Annotated in this window: 18 protein-coding genes; 12 read left to right on the plus strand and 6 right to left on the minus strand. The window is 62.1% G+C overall.

Translation table 11 applies throughout. The features are described 5' to 3' along the window. Positions 1 to 5: 5 nt before the first annotated feature. From FHS54_RS05255 to rpmE, 7 genes are all read left to right on the plus strand, one after another. Positions 6 to 782 (plus strand): phosphatidate cytidylyltransferase, encoded by a 777-nt coding sequence (locus FHS54_RS05255; RefSeq protein ID WP_167302791.1) that lies wholly within the window; start codon positions 6 to 8, stop codon positions 780 to 782. After that, positions 782 to 1,939: a 1-deoxy-D-xylulose-5-phosphate reductoisomerase gene (locus FHS54_RS05260; protein ID WP_167303553.1), complete on the plus strand. Its 1,158-nt coding sequence runs from the start codon at positions 782 to 784 to the stop codon at positions 1,937 to 1,939. The genes FHS54_RS05255 and FHS54_RS05260 overlap by 1 nt, the downstream gene beginning before the upstream one ends. Then, the gene (rseP, locus tag FHS54_RS05265) at positions 1,936 to 3,069 is read left to right on the plus strand and encodes an RIP metalloprotease RseP (protein ID WP_167302792.1); all 1,134 of its coding nucleotides are present in this window, start codon (positions 1,936 to 1,938) and stop codon (positions 3,067 to 3,069) included. Before FHS54_RS05260 ends, rseP begins: the two co-directional genes overlap by 4 nt. A 94-nt stretch (positions 3,070 to 3,163) precedes the next feature. Next, a complete protein-coding gene (gene bamA / locus FHS54_RS05270; protein WP_208404794.1) occupies positions 3,164 to 5,815 on the plus strand; it encodes an outer membrane protein assembly factor BamA in 2,652 nt (883 codons plus the stop codon). Further along, positions 5,815 to 6,477 (plus strand): OmpH/Skp family outer membrane protein, encoded by a 663-nt coding sequence (locus FHS54_RS05275; RefSeq protein WP_167302793.1) that lies wholly within the window; start codon positions 5,815 to 5,817, stop codon positions 6,475 to 6,477. Before bamA ends, FHS54_RS05275 begins: the two co-directional genes overlap by 1 nt. Positions 6,478 to 6,484: 7 nt before the next feature. Next, positions 6,485 to 6,967, plus strand: a complete 483-nt coding sequence (gene fabZ, locus FHS54_RS05280) for a 3-hydroxyacyl-ACP dehydratase FabZ (RefSeq protein WP_167302794.1) — start codon at positions 6,485 to 6,487, stop codon at positions 6,965 to 6,967. Positions 6,968 to 7,087: 120 nt separating this feature from the next. Beyond that, complete coding sequence (gene rpmE, locus FHS54_RS05285) at positions 7,088 to 7,312, plus strand: 50S ribosomal protein L31 (RefSeq protein ID WP_167302795.1); 225 nt, start codon at positions 7,088 to 7,090, stop codon at positions 7,310 to 7,312. Between the two features lie 134 nt (positions 7,313 to 7,446). Here rpmE and FHS54_RS05290 read toward each other — a convergent pair whose 3' ends face one another. The 3 genes from FHS54_RS05290 to FHS54_RS05300 all read right to left on the minus strand — a co-directional run bounded on the left by FHS54_RS05290 (position 7,447) and on the right by FHS54_RS05300 (position 9,852). Further along, positions 7,447 to 8,067: a DJ-1/PfpI family protein gene (locus FHS54_RS05290; protein WP_167302796.1), complete on the minus strand. Its 621-nt coding sequence runs from the start codon at positions 8,065 to 8,067 to the stop codon at positions 7,447 to 7,449. A gap of 133 nt (positions 8,068 to 8,200) precedes the next feature. Beyond that, positions 8,201 to 9,313 (minus strand): 3-dehydroquinate synthase, encoded by a 1,113-nt coding sequence (aroB, locus tag FHS54_RS05295; RefSeq protein ID WP_167302797.1) that lies wholly within the window; start codon positions 9,311 to 9,313, stop codon positions 8,201 to 8,203. Next, on the minus strand, positions 9,304 to 9,852 hold the full coding sequence (locus tag FHS54_RS05300) for a shikimate kinase (RefSeq protein ID WP_167302798.1): 549 nt from the start codon (positions 9,850 to 9,852) through the stop codon (positions 9,304 to 9,306). Before FHS54_RS05300 ends, aroB begins: the two co-directional genes overlap by 10 nt. 81 nt (positions 9,853 to 9,933) lie before the next feature. On the opposite strand from FHS54_RS05300, the gene FHS54_RS05305 reads away from it, so the two are divergent. The 4 genes from FHS54_RS05305 to FHS54_RS05320 are packed head-to-tail and all read left to right on the plus strand — an operon-like array spanning position 9,934 to position 13,813. Beyond that, positions 9,934 to 10,122, plus strand: coding sequence for a hypothetical protein (locus tag FHS54_RS05305; RefSeq protein ID WP_167302799.1), 189 nt, complete (start codon positions 9,934 to 9,936; stop codon positions 10,120 to 10,122). Between the two features lie 5 nt (positions 10,123 to 10,127). After that, positions 10,128 to 11,936, plus strand: a complete 1,809-nt coding sequence (locus FHS54_RS05310; protein ID WP_167302800.1) for a hypothetical protein — start codon at positions 10,128 to 10,130, stop codon at positions 11,934 to 11,936. A 3-nt stretch (positions 11,937 to 11,939) separates the two neighbouring features. Next, entirely contained in the window at positions 11,940 to 12,857 is a 918-nt protein-coding gene (locus tag FHS54_RS05315; RefSeq protein WP_167302801.1) for a tyrosine recombinase, read from the plus strand. Between the two features lie 11 nt (positions 12,858 to 12,868). Then, entirely contained in the window at positions 12,869 to 13,813 is a 945-nt protein-coding gene (locus tag FHS54_RS05320) for an acetyl-CoA carboxylase carboxyltransferase subunit alpha (RefSeq protein WP_167302802.1), read from the plus strand. Between the two features lie 157 nt (positions 13,814 to 13,970). Here FHS54_RS05320 and FHS54_RS05325 read toward each other — a convergent pair whose 3' ends face one another. Continuing rightward, on the minus strand, positions 13,971 to 14,132 hold the full coding sequence (locus FHS54_RS05325) for a Flp family type IVb pilin (RefSeq protein WP_167302803.1): 162 nt from the start codon (positions 14,130 to 14,132) through the stop codon (positions 13,971 to 13,973). 132 nt (positions 14,133 to 14,264) lie between these two features. Further along, a complete protein-coding gene (locus FHS54_RS05330) occupies positions 14,265 to 14,450 on the minus strand; it encodes a Flp family type IVb pilin (protein ID WP_167302804.1) in 186 nt (61 codons plus the stop codon). 79 nt (positions 14,451 to 14,529) lie between these two features. Between FHS54_RS05330 and FHS54_RS05335 the strand changes: the two genes are divergently transcribed. Then, entirely contained in the window at positions 14,530 to 14,937 is a 408-nt protein-coding gene (locus FHS54_RS05335; RefSeq protein ID WP_167302805.1) for a (deoxy)nucleoside triphosphate pyrophosphohydrolase, read from the plus strand. Between the two features lie 47 nt (positions 14,938 to 14,984). On the opposite strand, the gene bfr is transcribed toward FHS54_RS05335, so the two are convergent. After that, the gene (gene bfr, locus FHS54_RS05340) at positions 14,985 to 15,464 is read right to left on the minus strand and encodes a bacterioferritin (protein ID WP_167302806.1); all 480 of its coding nucleotides are present in this window, start codon (positions 15,462 to 15,464) and stop codon (positions 14,985 to 14,987) included. Positions 15,465 to 15,617: the final 153 nt, after the last annotated feature.

Consider the following 15,617-nt stretch of genomic DNA (forward strand, 5'->3'; position numbering starts at 1 on the left):
ACGTCATGTCGAACGAGCTTCGCCTCCGCACCATCGTCGGCATCCTGCTCATTCTGCTGGCGTCAGGCGGCCTCTATCTGGGCGGGCTGCCATTCTGGCTGTTACTGGTCGTGGCGGGCGTGCTGATGCAGGGCGAATGGGGCGGGTTGACCGGCGCTTCGGCAGAGCATCGCAAACTGGCGATGTTCGCCGTTTCGGTGCCGCTGGCGCTGCTATGTCCGATTGCGGCGGGTGTTTCGTGGATCGCTTTCACGTCAATGGCCGCGGCCTTCTTCTTCGTGATGCTGGTGACGCGATCGGCCCGTTTGGCGCTTGGTATCATCTATGTCTGCCTGCCGGTGATGGCGCTGCTGTATCTGCGTGAACAGACGCCTGACATCTATGGCCTGATGCTGGCATTCTGGGCGCTCGCGCTGGTGTGGGCGACCGACATCGGTGCTTATTTCGCCGGGCGGGCAATCGGCGGGCCGAGGCTGGCCCCCCGGATCAGCCCGTCCAAGACCTGGGCGGGGCTGGGCGGCGGCGTGCTGGCGGCGCTGGTCGTTGGGTTCCTGCTGCACCGCTTTGGCAATTTGCCGATCCAGCTTGCTGCGGCGAGTGGTCTGCTGGCGGTCGCCGCGCAATTGGGCGACCTGTTGGAAAGCGCGATGAAGCGCAGGGCAGGGGTGAAGGATAGCGGCACTCTGCTGCCCGGACATGGCGGGGTTCTGGATCGGCTGGATGGCGTGGTGGCAGTGGCTCCGCTGGCCGCGCTCCTCTATCTGCTGTTGGTGATGCCGTGATGCGCAGGATTTCGATCTTCGGTGCCACGGGTTCGGTAGGCACATCGACCCTCGATCTGGTCAGGCGCGAACCTGAATCCTTTGAAGTGGTAGCGCTGACCGCATTTAGCGATGTGGATGGCCTTGCCGCCGCTGCCCGTGAATGTGGCGCGCGGATCGCTGTGATCGGCGACGAACGGCTTTATTCGGCGCTCAAGGATGCGTTGCAAGGGTCAGGGGTCGACGCTGCCGCCGGCGAAGATGCGCTGGTTGACGCGGCGCAGGCTGGCGCGGACTGGAGCATGGCGGCGATTGTCGGCTGCGCTGGCTTGCGACCGACCATGGCGGCGCTGCAGGCGGGTGGGACCGTGGCGCTCGCCAACAAGGAATCGCTGGTGTCGGCGGGTGCGCTGATGATGGATCAGGCGGCTCGGTCAGGCGCGACCCTGTTGCCGGTGGACAGTGAACATAACGCCATATTCCAATGCCTTGCTGGCAGTCGTTTGGAAGATGTCGCAAGGATCACACTGACCGCCAGCGGTGGCCCTTTCCGCACATTCACGCGGGAAGAGATGCGCGGCATCACCCCGGCGCAGGCGGTGGCGCATCCCAACTGGTCGATGGGCGCGAAGATCAGCGTTGATAGCGCCACGATGATGAACAAGGGCCTGGAACTGATCGAGGCGGCCCACCTGTTTCCCATCGGGCTCGACCGGATCGAGATATTGGTGCATCCGCAATCGATCATCCATTCGATGGTCGAATATCGCGACCGTTCGACCTTGGCACAGCTGGGATCGCCCGACATGCGCATTCCGATCGCCAGCGCGCTGGCCTGGCCGGAACGGATGACGACGCCATGCAAGCCGCTGGACCTGGCACGTGCGGGACGGCTGGATTTCGAGGCACCGGACGAAGAGCGATTCCCGGCGCTTCGCCTGGCCCGGCAGGTGGCTGGGGAGGGCGGCGCGGCACCCGCCATATTGAACGCCGCCAACGAAGTCGCAGTCGCCGCCTTCCTGAAAGGCGATATCGGGTTCCTTGATATCGCCATGATTGTGGAGGATGTCCTGAACCGCTATAGCGCGCCTGCGCCCTGCCGGATCGAAGACGTGCTGGAAGTTGATGCGCGCGCACGAACCATGGCGGGCCAAGTGATGGAAAGATTGACTGCTTGATCCAGAATCCGGGCTTCCTGCTGACCGTCCTTGCCTTTGTCGCAGTCATCGGCCCGCTCGTCTTCGTGCATGAGCTGGGCCACTATCTGGTTGGACGCTGGTGCGGGGTGAAGGCGGAGGCTTTTTCGATCGGCTTTGGCCCGGAAATCGCCGCATGGGTGGACAGGCGCGGTACGCGCTGGCGCATCGGCGCGCTGCCGTTGGGCGGTTATGTGCGGTTCAAGGGCGACATGAACGCGGCCAGCCAGACCGACCCGGCCTGGCTGGAAATGTCCGCGGCGGATCGGGCGGAAAGCTTTCCCGCCAAGCCCTTGTGGCAGCGTGCGGCAATTGTCGCCGCTGGTCCGCTCATCAATTTCCTGTTCGCCATCGTCATCCTGGGCAGCTTCGCCTTCATCCATGGCGAAAGCCGGACGCCTGCCGTCGCGGGACAGGTGCAGGCGGGCAGCGCGGCTGCGGCGGCCGGTATCGTTGCGGGCGACCGCATCGTCGCGATCAACGGGCGGGACATGGCGACTTTTGACGACATCCGCCTCTATGCGCAGATCCGCCCCGGCGAGCCGGTGTCGATCCAGGTGAAACGCGGTGGCGAGCGGCTGGAGCGACAAGGACGGATCGGCGCGGTCGAGGAAAGCGACGGCTTCGGCAATAGTTTCAAAATCGGTCGGCTGGGCATCGCGCCGGGCGATCCGGTGATCGAACCGGTCAGCCTGTGGCGCGCGCCGGTAGTGGCGATTGAACGCACGGGACAGATCATCCGCACGATGGTCGAAACGCTGGGCCAGATATTGGGCGGCGGTCGGTCGGTGAAGGAACTGGGCGGTCCGCTCAAGATTGCGGAAGTGTCGGGGCAAGCTGCGACGCTGGGCGTGGAGAGCTTCATCTTCTTCATGGCGCTCATCTCGATTAACTTGGGGTTCATCAATCTCTTGCCAATTCCGATGCTGGATGGCGGGCATCTACTATTTTATGGATTGGAAGCGGTTCAGCGCAAACCGGTCAGTGCGAAGGTGCAGGAATGGGCCTATCGGTCGGGCCTGGCGATGCTTCTGGCCATGATGATGCTGGTGACATTCAACGATCTAACGTCTTTCGGTCTCTGGGAGCGCCTGTCCGGCTTGATCGGTTGAACCGTATCGGGCAGGGAGGCGCGGCTCGCAGCGTCTTTCCAGACGTGAACGAGCATTGCTTATTTGTAAAAGGGTGAAGCGGGTGACAGCGATAATGAGCAGCAAGAGGCAGCGCCCGATTGTCGCGGCCCTTCTGGCGACGACGATGATCGGCGGCGTCTGTGTAAGCCCCGCTCTGGCCCAGGATAGCGCGCAACCCGCCGCTGCTGCGCCCATCCCCGCCGCCGTCGCCCCGACCGGCACCATCAGCAGCATCGCCGTCACCGGCCAGCAGCGGCTGGAGCCCAGCACGGTGCTGTCCTACACCAAGCTGCGCGTCGGCCAGCCCTATACCCAGGAATCGCTCGATCAGGCCCTGCGCGACCTTTACGAAACGGAACTGTTCGCCGACGTCCAGATCCGCAATGACAATGGTGCGCTGACCATCGAAATCCGGGAAAATCCGGTTATCAACCGCATCGTGCTGGAAGGTAACAAGCGGTTGAAGGATGACAAGATTCGTCCTGAAATCAAACTTGCGCCACGCCAGATCTATACCCGGTCCAAGGTGCGCGCCGACGTTGCGCGCATCATCGAGCTTTATCGCCGTCAGGGCCGCTTTGCCGCTACGGTCGAACCGAAGATGGTTCAGTTGGACCAGAACCGCGTCGACATCGTCTTCGAAATTTCCGAAGGCCCCAAGTCCAAGGTTCGGCAGATCAACATCATCGGCAACGACAAGTTTGACGATGGCGAACTGCGTAGCCAGATGGTGACGAAGCAGTCGCGCTGGTTCCGCCTCTTTTCGTCGGGCACCAGCTATGATCCCGACCGGCTGGCCTATGACCAGCAAAAGCTGCGGCAATATTATCTGACGCAGGGCTATGCCGATTTCCGCGTCATTTCGGCGGTGGCGGAACTGACCCCGGACAAGCAGGACTTCATCATCACCTATGTGGTGGAAGAAGGACAGCGCTACAAATTCGGCGACGTGAAGGTGGAAAGCGATATCCGCGACCTGTCGGGCGCGACGCTGACCAAGACGCTGCCGATGAAGAAGGGCGACTGGTACAATGCCAAGCAGGTGGAAGACACCGTCGACACGCTGAGCGAGACCGCCGGCCTGTTCGGTTACGCCTTTGCGGAGGTCCAGCCGGACTTCAACCGCGACAAGGACAGCCTGACGATGGGGATCGATTTCCGCATCGGCAACGCGCCGCGCGTCTATGTCGAACGCGTCGATGTCAACGGCAACACGTTGACCCAGGACAAGGTGGTGCGCCGCGAATTCCGCCTGGCCGAAGGGGATGCTTTCAACAGCTTCCTGGTCAAGCGTTCGCGCGATCGCATCAACTCGCTCGGTTTCTTCCAGGAAAAGCTGGAAATCGAACAAAAGCCCGGCTCCGCGCCCGACCGCATCGTGCTGGAAACCAACGTGCAGGAAAAATCGACGGGCGAATTGTCGCTGTCGGCTGGCTTCTCCTCGCTGGAGCGGTTTATCGTCGCGGCGTCGATCACCCAGCGCAACTTCCGGGGCAAGGGCCAGGAACTGCGCACCAGTGTGAACTATTCCAGCTATTCCAAATCCATCGAACTGGGCTTTACCGAGCCTTATTTCATGGACAAGAATATCGCGCTGGGCGGCGACATCTATCGCCGTGATCTCAACAGCTTCCGTTATCTTGGCAATTCCAACGATCGCGATACGACGTACAAGCAGACGACCACCGGCTTCCAGCTCCGGGCGGGCGTGCCGATCACCGAATTCATGTCGCTGGCGCTGCGCTACAGCCTTAACCTGGACGATGTGAGCCTGGACGAAGACACTTATTACACCAACGGCGTCTGCGACCCCATTCTGGCTGGCCGTTATCTGTGCGACGCCATCGGCAAGCGGACGACTTCGTCGCTGGGCTATTCGTTGATCTACGACAATCGCGACAACCGTATCCGGGCAACGCGCGGCCATAATGTCGTGCTGAGCCAGGATTTCGCCGGTTTGGGCGGCAGCGTCAAATATGTCCGCACGCGGCTTAACGGTAACAAATATTGGTCGCTGGGCGGAGGCTTCATCTTCTCGCTGTCGGCTGAAGGTGGCTACATCCACTCGCTGGAAGGCGAACGCCGGGATGCTACCGGTGCGCTGGTGGACAAGGTGCGTCTGACCGACCGCTTCTTCCTGGGCAATCCTCAGATGCGCGGCTTCGACATTCGCGGCATCGGTCCCCGCATTAAGCGGTTCTCGCTTGTCCAAGATCCCGATAGCCCGACCGGCTTCTCTCGTAGATCTGGCGACAACAACACCCGGGACGATGCGCTTGGTGGCAAGATTTACTATCTTGCCCGTGCTGAGGTCGAAATTCCGCTGGGATCGGGCGCTCGTGAAATGGGCCTTCGTCCGTCAATCTTCGTAGATGCTGGCGCGGTTGCGGGATTGCGTGATCCTGTTCCAACCAATTTCCCCGGTTTCTGTTCGCTGACGCCGGTCACGGGATCGAATAACCCTGGCCGATCGCCCGAACGAGCGGCGGGCTTGGGCGATTGTTCGAATGTGTCGGTGCCTGGTTATACGACCGACTATCTCGACGGAACTGGTTTCGAAGAAGTTTATCTCGGCGACACGCTCAAGCCGCGCGTGTCGGTGGGCTTTGGCGTCAACTGGAACTCGCCTTTCGGACCGTTCCGCATTGATATCGCCAAGGCCCTGCTCAAGGAACCAGGGGACGACACTCAGCTCATCAGCTTTAACGTAGGGACTCAATTCTAATGAACATGATCCTCAAGGCCGCGGCCTTTGCCTTTGCGCCCATGACCGCCATCGCGCTGGCCAGCACGCCTGCCGTTGCCCAGTCGAAGACCGGCATTGCCGTCGTTGATGTCCAGCGCGCTGTCGCCCAGAGCGCGGCCTATACGACCGCCCGCTCACAGATTCAGACGACTTACAAGGCGCAGATCGACAGCTTCAACGCGCGCAAGAATGCGATTGATACGGACTTGCGCTCGAAGGGTTCTGCCCTGGAAGCCGCGATGAAGGCCGCTGGCAACAAGCCGACCCCGGCAATTCAGACCCAGTATGAAGCCTATCAGCAGGCTGGCCAGGCAGGCCAGGCCGAACTGCAGCGTCTGGGTCAGCCGATCGCGCTCGCCAACGCCTATGTCGAAGAGCAGATTTCGGCCAAGCTGTCCGACGCGCTCAAGGCCGCCATGAGCAAGGCGAAGGTCGACCTGATCCTGGCACCCGACGCTACCGTGTCCTACCAGCCGGGCGTCGATGTCACGCAGCAGGTCGTGACCGAACTCAACGCCCTGGTGCCCAGCGTCGGCATCACGCCGCCGGCTGGCTGGCAGCCCGGTGGCGCTCGTGGCCAGGCTCCGGTTCCGGCGGCAGCCGCTCCGGCCAATCCGTCGCAGCAGCCGACCTCGCGCTGATCCGCCGATGACGGTTGAAGCCGACGCGGCGCCCGCCGCCATGGGTCCCATCGATATTCGCGGGATCATGGCGGCACTGCCGCACCGATATCCGATGCTGCTCGTTGACCGCGTGGTTTCGCTCGTGCCGCACGGCGCGATCCATGCGGTCAAGGCCGTGACGATCAACGAATCCTTCTTCCAGGGGCATTTCCCTGGTCGTCCGATCATGCCGGGCGTGCTGATCATCGAAGCGATGGCGCAGGCCGCCGGGGTGCTTACGGTGGAAACGCTGGAACTGCGCGGTTCGGGCAAGCTCGTCTACTTCATGAGCATCGAAGGGGCGAAGTTCCGCAGTCCGGTGGAGCCGGGTTGCCTGCTCGACTTGCATGTCGAACTTCTCCAGATTCGCGGCCGGGTATGCAAATTCGTCGGAAAAGCGACGGTGGATGGCAAGCTTTGCGCCGAAGCCAATTTCGTCGCGATGATCGCTGACCCGCCTGTGGACTGATGCAAAGGGGTGGCCCCTGGTCACCCCTTGCTTTCGCGCGCAAAGCCATGTAACCGCGCGCCTTCGCAATTTATCGCATCCATGGCCGGTCGGAAACCGGCCCATTGACGGAGCAGACCCATGAAGGCCGATACGCATCCCGACTACCACTTCATCACCATCCAGATGACCGACGGCACGACTTTTCGTACCCGTTCGACCTGGGGTAAGGAAGGCGACACGATGGCGCTCGACATCGATCCCAAGTCGCATCCGGCGTGGACCGGCGGCCAGCGTCAGCTGGAGCAGGGCGGCCAGGTGGCGCGCTTCAACAAGCGTTTCGGCGGCCTCACGCTGAAGAAATAATCGCTCCGTCAGTCGAGCAGATGAGAAGGGCGCCCTGCGAGGCGCCCTTTTTTGTTTGGCGGGACGGTGGTCTACGATCACTTGCTGCCATTGCAGGGGCGCTGAAGAGCGCCCGCATCCTGCTATTCCCGCCTTCAACTAGCGGCGGCTTGCCGTTGGTGGATGAATGGCTCAACGACCGAGACTGCCCTTCGGACGTATAAATCTTTCTCGCCTACAGGGGCGACATAATGCATCGCCTCTTTGGCATCCCGCATTGAAGCGCCACGCGCAATCATCCATGCGGCGAGATATTGCGATGCCAGGCATCCGCCCGCCGTTGCGACATTTCCGTGTGCGACAAAGGGGGCATCGATCACGCTAACGCCCGCTTCGATGACCCATGGCTTGGTTGTGAGATCAGTGCAGGCAGGAAGTTCACTGATTAAGCCTAGCTTCGCCAGAAGAAGAGTCCCGGAACATTGAGCGCCGATTAGTTGGCGTGACGGTTCCAGATTGATACGTGAAAGAAGGCCGATGTCAGCCGCTATCTCGCGTGTTTTGACGCCGCTGCCGATTAGCACTGCATCTGCTTCGGCGGTGAAATCCAATGGCTTCTGGCGCTGAACAATCACGCCGTTCATGGAAGTCACTTCTGCGGTTGGTGATGTGATATGCGCGGCCCAACCATGGCCTTTCATTCGGTTTAGAATCGCTGACGCAATAAATGAATCCAGTTCATTGAATCCATCAAACGTCAAAATCGCGACTTGCACAAATACCTCCTGTAGCTGCTGAGTGATCGAGCCTATAGCGCAAATCAGGCAGCGCCGCACGACCACACAGGTGCCAGTTGATCCAAATAAGCCCGTCCGCCCCCCACCCACGTCGGCCGTTGCGGCTTGAGGCTTAAGTTGCCGCTGCCCGATCTTCGTCCAGAAACGCCGCGACATCATCCAGTACGACATCCTTCGACAGGAAGGTCCGGCCAATGCCGCGCGCCAGCAGGAAGGGGAGAGTGCCCGCCGCCATCTTCTTGTCATGCAGCATATGCGCGATCAGGGCGGCTCCGTCAGCCTTTACATGGGCGCTGGCAAGGTCATGGGGCAGGCCCACTTTCTTCAGATGCTCCGTCACCCGTTCCGCCTCCGCCGCCGGGCATAGCCCCAGCCGCGCCGAATAGCGGAAGGCGAGCGCCATGCCCGCCGCGACGCCTTCGCCATGCAGGAGCAGATCGGAAAAGCCCGTGTCAGCCTCCAGCGCATGGCCGAAAGTATGGCCCAGGTTCAGCAGCGCGCGCCGCCCGGACGTCTCCCGCTCATCATCCGCGACGATGGCCGCCTTTGCCTGCACGCTGCGTTCGATCGCATATTCGCGCGCATCGCCGTCGCCGTCCAACAGCCGCTGTCCATCCGTTTCGCACCAGGCGAAAAAGTCGGGGTCGTCGATCAGGCCATATTTGACGACCTCTGCATAGCCCGCGCGGGTTTCGCGGGGGGGCAGGCTGTCCAGAGTCGAAGGATCGATCAGCACCAAGCCCGGCTGATAAAAGCTGCCGATCAGATTCTTGCCCGCCTTCGCGTTGATCGCGGTCTTGCCGCCGACGGAGCTATCGACCTGGGCCAGCAGGGTCGTGGGAACCTGGATGAAATGGCAGCCGCGTTTCAGGATGGATGCGGCGAATCCGACCAGATCGCCAATCACGCCGCCGCCCAGCGCCACTACATGGTCGCCGCGCTCGATCTCCAGCGCCAGCAACTGGTCCAGCAGCTGTTCCAGATGCCGCCAGCTCTTGGTCTGCTCCCCGGCGGGCAGGATGATGGGGGCCACGGCTATCCCGGCCCGGTTCAGGCTGGCTGTCAGCCGTGGCAGCTGTGCCTTTGCCACATTGGCGTCGGTCACGACGACCAGCCGCCCCTTGCGCGCATATCCTGCCAGATGCGCGTCGGCCCGATCGAGCGAGCCTTCTTCTATGATGATGTCATAGCTGCGCGCACCCAGCGCGACGCGGACTAATGCCATGCGACCAACTGCTCCAATATGCTGTCCACCGTGACTTCGTGGGGGGCGGCGATGCTTTTTATATGAATCGGGGCGAGCGCGTAGACCGGATTGCGCGTCGCGGCGAGTTCGGTCAGCACCGCGCGCGGGTCCTTGCCTTTCAGCAGGGGACGACCTTCCCGGCGCGACACGCGGTCGACCAATATGTCGATGTCGGCGTCCAGCCAGATGGCGGTCGCATGTTCCAGGATCAATCGGCGCGTTTCATCCTGCATGAAAGCGCCGCCGCCCGTGGCGATGACCTTGGGTCCACCGTCCATCAACCGCGCGATGACCCGCCGTTCGCCATCACGGAAATAGGATTCGCCATAGCGTTCGAACATTTCCGTGATGGTCATGCCCGCCGCCTTTTCAATCTCTTCATCGGCGTCCACGAAAGCGACGCCCAGGCGCGCGGCCAGGCGGCGACCGACGGTCGACTTGCCAACGCCCATCATGCCGATCAGGACGATTGGACCGCGCTTCAGGCCGGTAGAGGCGGATTTGCTGTTTCGCTGCATGCCGACCGGGGCTATACATCCCCCCGTCACAGAGGCAAATCGCAACTTTCCTCATCTACCGGCTTGGCCGCACAAGGACCCATGAGAAGCAATCGTTCTTTCAGCAACTTCGAAAGCAGCTCGCGCCGTCGCGGCAAGCGTCTGCCGATAATCCCCATCGTCCTGATTGCCGCGCTGGTCGCGTTGATCCTGCTCATGTGGTCGCGCGGTGGTGAACAGCCCCAGCGACAGGTGGAAAAGGTGATTCCCGCCGAAAAGCTGGGCCAATAACGGGCATGCGCCAACGCCGGGGGAATGCCAGATGGACGCTGGGAACGCTTGCGATCGCGCTGGCGCTGCCAGTGGTGGCGCAGGAAGCGCCTGAGTCCCTGCTGCCGCCCGGTTTCGGCGATCCGCCCGCTGCCCCTGCCCCGGCCGTTCCCCAGCCGGGACGGCCAGCAGGCCCGACCGCGCCGGTGCCCATGGTGCAACCGCTGCCGCCCACAGCGGCGCTGCCGGGCGATGACGCGGCGACCAACGCGGTCGACGATGCGCTTTCCGAAGAAGAACTGGCCGCGCAAAAGGCCAAATATGACTTGCCGCCCGGTGCCCAGCGGTCGTTGGACCGGGTCGGGGTGCTGACCCCGCAACGGCTTGGCTTCGCGTCAGATGACTTTGGCGGCCAATCCGGGCAATTCCTCGCGACCCTGATGACGGAGACGCGCGCGCCGATCACGTCGCGCTGGGCGTCGATCCTGCTTCGCCGCACGCTGTTGTCGGCCACCGATACGCCACGCGACATCAACGGCGCGGACTGGGTGGCGGAGCGCGCCTGGCTGCTGCTGCGCATGGGCGAGGCGGATAGCGCGCGCCTGCTGGTGCAAAGCGTCGATTCGGACCATTTCACGCCTCGGCTCTACGCCGTCGCGATGCAGACCTATCTGGCGACCGCGGACCCGGCGGGGCTGTGCCCGCTGTCCGCTGGCGCGCTTCGGACCAGCAAGAAGCCGGGCTGGGACATGACCCGCGCCATCTGCCCTGCGCTGTCCGGCGATCAGGGTTCGGCGAGTGGCGCGCTCAACCAGGCGCAGCGACGTGGCGTGGTGCGCGGGATCGATTATCGCCTTGCTGAAAAGGTGGTGGGGACAGGCTTCAACGCCCGCCGTTCGGTAAAGATCGAATGGGACGCGGTCGATCGCCTGACCGCCTGGCGATTCGGCCTGGCCACCGCTCTCAACGTCGAAATACCCGATGCCCTCTACGCGACGGCGGGCCAGCATGTGCGCGCCTGGGAGGCGCGGGCTCCGGCATTGAGCGCCGCGAAACGCCTGCCTGGGGCCGAAGTGGCGGCACGGCTGGGCGTCTTTTCCAATAAGGCGCTCGTCGGCTTCTATAGCCAGTTGGACGCTGAGGGCGAAGCGCCCACGGAGGCGGCGGATCGTATCGAAGCGCTGCGGACCGCGCATGTCGGCGATAATGTTGAAGATCGCCTTCAGGCGATGCGCAGCCTGTGGCGGGACAATGGCCAGCCGGATTATGTCGGGCTGATCGCTACGGCCAGGGCGGCGGCTGCTCTGCCGGTACAGCAGATCGATGCGCGCGACGCGGCCAATCTGGTCGCCGCGATGCTGACGGCGGGCTATGACCGCAGCACATTGCGCTGGACCTCCGCTGCCAGGCAGGCCGAAGGCGACGGTGCCAGCAGCCTGTGGGCATTGATGGCGGTCGGTGCGCCCACCGTGACGGTCGAGATCAGCGACAGCCGCGTGTCGGGCTTCTTTGAAGATGCGGGCGCGGTGAAGGGACGGTTGTTGATCGCGGCGCTGGCGGGGCTGGCGCGTGTCGATGCGGGGAAAGCCGCTGCGTTGGCGCAGGACAATGGCTTCCAGCTTGCCCCCGCCAGCCGCTGGGCAAGGGCGATCGCACAGGCCGCCGCGCGCGGTGAGAAGGCAAGCGTCGCCTTGCTGGCGGCGGTCGGCATGCAATCGTCCCAATGGGGCCGCTTGCCGCCTGCCCATCTCTATCACATCGTCGCCGCCCTGCATCGTGTCGGACTCGACCCCGAAGCGCGGATGATCGCGGCGGAGGCGATCACGCGAGCCTGATGCATGAGTGACGACGCGGCCCTCATCGATCGCTTTCTGGAGATGATAGCGGCGGAGCGGGGGGCATCGCGCAATACGCTGCTTGCTTACAGGACGGACCTGACGGGTGCGGCGCAGATTATGGGCGGTCTTTCCCACGCGACCAAGGTCGCCGTGGGTGAGTTGGCCGGGGCCTGGGCGCAACTAGCGGCGTCCTCCGTCGCGCGAAAGGCGTCTGCCTTGCGCGCCTTCTACGCATTCCTCGAAGAAGAAGGGCTGCGCGCCGACAATCCCGCCATTGCCTTGCCGCGCCCGGTGACACGCAGGCCGCTGCCAAAGATATTATCGGCGCAGGACGTCGATTCCCTGTTCGCCGTCATCGACGCAAGGCTGGCCGCAGAGCATCCAGCGCCACTGGATTTGCGGCTATCGGCCCTGATCGAACTGCTTTACGGATCTGGTCTACGGGCGACCGAGCTGGTTTCGCTCCCCCGCCGGGCACTGGCTGCCGATCGGCCCTTCCTGATCCTGAAGGGCAAGGGTGCCCGCGAAAGGCTGGTGCCCATTTCCGACCGCGCAAGAGCAGCGGTGTCGGCCTGGATCGCCCATGTGCCGCAGGACAGCCCATGGCTTTTCCCATCGGGCAAGAGCCATGTCAGCCGCATCCGCCTTTACCAGATGGTCAAGGCCTTGGCCGCTGCCGCTGGCATCGCGCCCGACCGGGTCAGCCCGCATGTGCTGCGTCACGCCTTCGCAACGCATCTGCTGGAAGGCGGTGCCGACCTGCGTGCGCTCCAGTCGATGCTGGGTCATGCGGACATCGGCACGACCCAGATTTACACCCATGTCGACAGCCGTAGACTGGTCGAATTGGTCAATAGCCGCCATCCACTTGCAACGATGGGCCATCGCCTCGTTGACGACGGCACTTCTGCGCCCTAACGCCGTCGGCCATGGTTAGCTTTCTGGAATTTGAAAAGCCTATCGCCGAACTTGAGGCGCGCGTGATTGAATTGCGTGCGACCGCCAGCGCCGGTGATATCGACATTGGCGGCGAGATCGAGAAGCTCGAACATCGCGCGGCCAGGCTGCTGGTCGACACCTATGCCAAGCTCACGCCGTGGCAGAAGACGCAGGTCGCCCGCCACCCGGACCGTCCCCACTTCAAGGATTATGTGGCGGGGATGTTCGACAATTATATGCCGCTGGCCGGGGATCGGGCCTTTTCCGACGATCAGGCGATCCTGGGCGGCTTTGCAACGCTGGGCGACCGGCGCGTCATGGTCATCGGCCATGAAAAGGGCGACGACACCGCCAGCCGTGTGCGCCACAATTTCGGCATGGCCAAACCGGAAGGCTATCGCAAGGCGATCCGCCTGATGCAACTGGCTGACCGCTTCGGATTGCCCGTGGTGACGCTGGTGGATACGTCGGGCGCTTTTCCGGGCGTGCAGGCGGAAGAACGCGGTCAGGCGGAAGCAATTGCCCGTTCGACCGAGCAATGCCTGGCCCTGGGCGTCCCGATGGTGGCTGCCGTGGTGGGGGAAGGCGGTTCGGGCGGCGCTGTCGCTCTGGCGGCTGCCAACCGCGTGTTGATGTTCGAACATGCGGTCTATTCGGTGATCTCGCCCGAAGGGTGCGCGTCCATCCTTTGGCGCACGGCGAACCGAGCGAGCGATGCGGCGACCGCGATGCAGGTTACCGCGCAGCATCTGAAAGCGCTCGGCGTCATCGATCGGATCGTGCCGGAACCGGCTGGGGGCGCGCATCGCGAGCCGATGCAGGCCATCGCTCGGCTGGGCGCGGCGATCGGTGAGGAGCTGGATTCACTGGCCAGCATGAGCGGGCCGGACCTTCGGACGGACCGCGCGGACAAGTTTCTGGCGATCGGGGCCTGATCTTTTGCCTTTGGAGCTGGCGGCTGGATGCCAGAGTTCTGAGTGCAATTGTCGATATGGTCCGGCGACGAATAGCGCCAATCATCTCATTGAGCGCTCAACAGAAAAGGGCGGCGGAATTTCTTCCGTCGCCCTTTCTTTTCGAACTTGCCCAAACTTAGTTGAGGTTGTTCGAAACCTTGTTGAAGGTGTTGGTCAGCTTCGTGCCGATGTTGGACATGGCAGTGATAGCAGCAACGGCGATCAAAGCGGCGATCAGGCCATACTCGATGGCGGTCGCGCCCTTTTCATTCTTCAGCATTTTACGGATGAACTGCATTGCAAATCTCCTTGACAAAATTCCGGTTCAACTGTCCCCGCCGCCCCGATGAATTAGGTCAGCTATGGATGGTTTACTTTCTGTAGGTTGATAAAGATTTAACGACATCGACCGTTTGTTTCGGTGCAATGGTTAATTATTGATAACTTCTGTCGCCACATTGCCCCACATGTTGATGGTCTTGTCGGCGACGTTCGTTACTGCGGAGATAATCGCCAGTGTGATGAGTGCCAGGATCAGGCCATATTCGATTGCCGTCGCGCCGCGTTCGCAACGCAGCAGGGACATTTTCGATATGATTTCGATCAGTCCGCCCATGCCACTTCCCGATTATTGCAGACAGCACCGGACGGCTTTGTAATAGGGGCGAGTTAATAACCCCTTTCGCTGGACCGACATGACGACAATCAAACCCCTTCTGGTGGTGGCCGCCGCGCTGGTCGATGCCGATGGACGCGTGCTGTTGCAGCAGCGTCCGCCGGGCAGGGCGATGGCCGGACTATGGGAATTTCCAGGGGGGAAGGTGGAAGACGGCGAAACGCCCGAGGCCGCGTTGATCCGCGAGCTGGACGAGGAGCTGGGAATCCAGACCCACGCCAGTTGCCTGGCCCCCGCCACCTTCGCGAGCGAGGCTCTGGGCGATCGGCACCTGTTACTGCTGCTCTATGTCTGCCGTAAATGGCAGGGCATTGCCCATCCGCATCATGCGACGGCGCTGCAATGGGTTAGGCCCAACCAGATGTATGCGCTGGAAATGCCGCCAGCGGACCTGCCGCTGATCGGATTGCTCGACGCGCTGCTCTAAAGCAAGGGCGGGGTAAGCGTGCCGGATATGCTACCCCGCCCGCGGCGTCATTCCTCCGCTGCCTTGCTCTGCAGCTGGATATAGTTCTGGATGCCCATGCGTTCGATCATTTCGAACTGGGTTTCCAGCGTATCGACATGTTCTTCCTCGCTTTCGAGGATCGACTGGAACAGGTCGCGGCTGACGAAATCGCGCACCGTTTCGCTATAGGCAATGGCGTCTTTCAGCACGGGAAGGGCTTCATATTCCAGCTCAAGGTCGGACTTCAGGATTTCTTCGACCGTCTCGCCGATCTTCAATCGCCCCAGCAGCTGGAAATTGGGGAGGCCGTCGAGGAACAGGATGCGCTCCGCCACCTTGTCGGCGTGCTTCATCTCGTCGATCGATTCCTCATATTCGAACTTTGCGAGCTTTTCGATGCCCCAATGATTGAGCATCCGATAGTGCAGGAAATATTGGTTGATCGCGGTCAGCTCATTTTTGAGCACCTCGTTCAAATAGTCGATGACCTTGGGATCGCCCTTCATGGCTTCATGCTCCGGCTGTTTTGGACAGGCCGGGACTATAGGCTGGTTACGCCTGATTGTTAACTGGAAAGCCTTGTAAATCCGCCATATTTACAGGTCGATATTGCGAGATGTTCGCGCCTGCCATCAGCAATTTGATGCTGATGATTATCA

Origin of the sequence: Sphingobium vermicomposti, from assembly GCF_011762025.1 — a bacterium.
Lineage (GTDB): Bacteria > Pseudomonadota > Alphaproteobacteria > Sphingomonadales > Sphingomonadaceae > Sphingobium > Sphingobium vermicomposti.

Excerpts from the sequence above, each read along its gene's own strand:
- fabZ (WP_167302794.1), top strand. The coding sequence starts at position 6,485 with ATGACGGTTGAAGCCGACGCGGCGCCCGCCGCCATGGGTCCCATCGAT.
- rpmE (WP_167302795.1), top strand. The coding sequence starts at position 7,088 with ATGAAGGCCGATACGCATCCCGACTACCACTTCATCACCATCCAGATG.
- FHS54_RS05310 (WP_167302800.1), top strand. The coding sequence starts at position 10,128 with ATGCGCCAACGCCGGGGGAATGCCAGATGGACGCTGGGAACGCTTGCG.
- FHS54_RS05255 (WP_167302791.1), top strand. The coding sequence starts at position 6 with ATGTCGAACGAGCTTCGCCTCCGCACCATCGTCGGCATCCTGCTCATT.
- FHS54_RS05305 (WP_167302799.1), top strand. The coding sequence starts at position 9,934 with ATGAGAAGCAATCGTTCTTTCAGCAACTTCGAAAGCAGCTCGCGCCGT.
- FHS54_RS05320 (WP_167302802.1), top strand. The coding sequence starts at position 12,869 with ATGGTTAGCTTTCTGGAATTTGAAAAGCCTATCGCCGAACTTGAGGCG.
- bfr (WP_167302806.1), bottom strand. The coding sequence starts at position 15,464 with ATGAAGGGCGATCCCAAGGTCATCGACTATTTGAACGAGGTGCTCAAA.
- FHS54_RS05260 (WP_167303553.1), top strand. The coding sequence starts at position 782 with ATGCGCAGGATTTCGATCTTCGGTGCCACGGGTTCGGTAGGCACATCG.
- FHS54_RS05330 (WP_167302804.1), bottom strand. The coding sequence starts at position 14,450 with ATGGGCGGACTGATCGAAATCATATCGAAAATGTCCCTGCTGCGTTGC.
- FHS54_RS05300 (WP_167302798.1), bottom strand. The coding sequence starts at position 9,852 with ATGCAGCGAAACAGCAAATCCGCCTCTACCGGCCTGAAGCGCGGTCCA.
- aroB (WP_167302797.1), bottom strand. The coding sequence starts at position 9,313 with ATGGCATTAGTCCGCGTCGCGCTGGGTGCGCGCAGCTATGACATCATC.
- bamA (WP_208404794.1), top strand. The coding sequence starts at position 3,164 with ATGAGCAGCAAGAGGCAGCGCCCGATTGTCGCGGCCCTTCTGGCGACG.
- FHS54_RS05315 (WP_167302801.1), top strand. The coding sequence starts at position 11,940 with ATGAGTGACGACGCGGCCCTCATCGATCGCTTTCTGGAGATGATAGCG.
- FHS54_RS05325 (WP_167302803.1), bottom strand. The coding sequence starts at position 14,132 with ATGCAGTTCATCCGTAAAATGCTGAAGAATGAAAAGGGCGCGACCGCC.
- FHS54_RS05275 (WP_167302793.1), top strand. The coding sequence starts at position 5,815 with ATGAACATGATCCTCAAGGCCGCGGCCTTTGCCTTTGCGCCCATGACC.
- FHS54_RS05335 (WP_167302805.1), top strand. The coding sequence starts at position 14,530 with ATGACGACAATCAAACCCCTTCTGGTGGTGGCCGCCGCGCTGGTCGAT.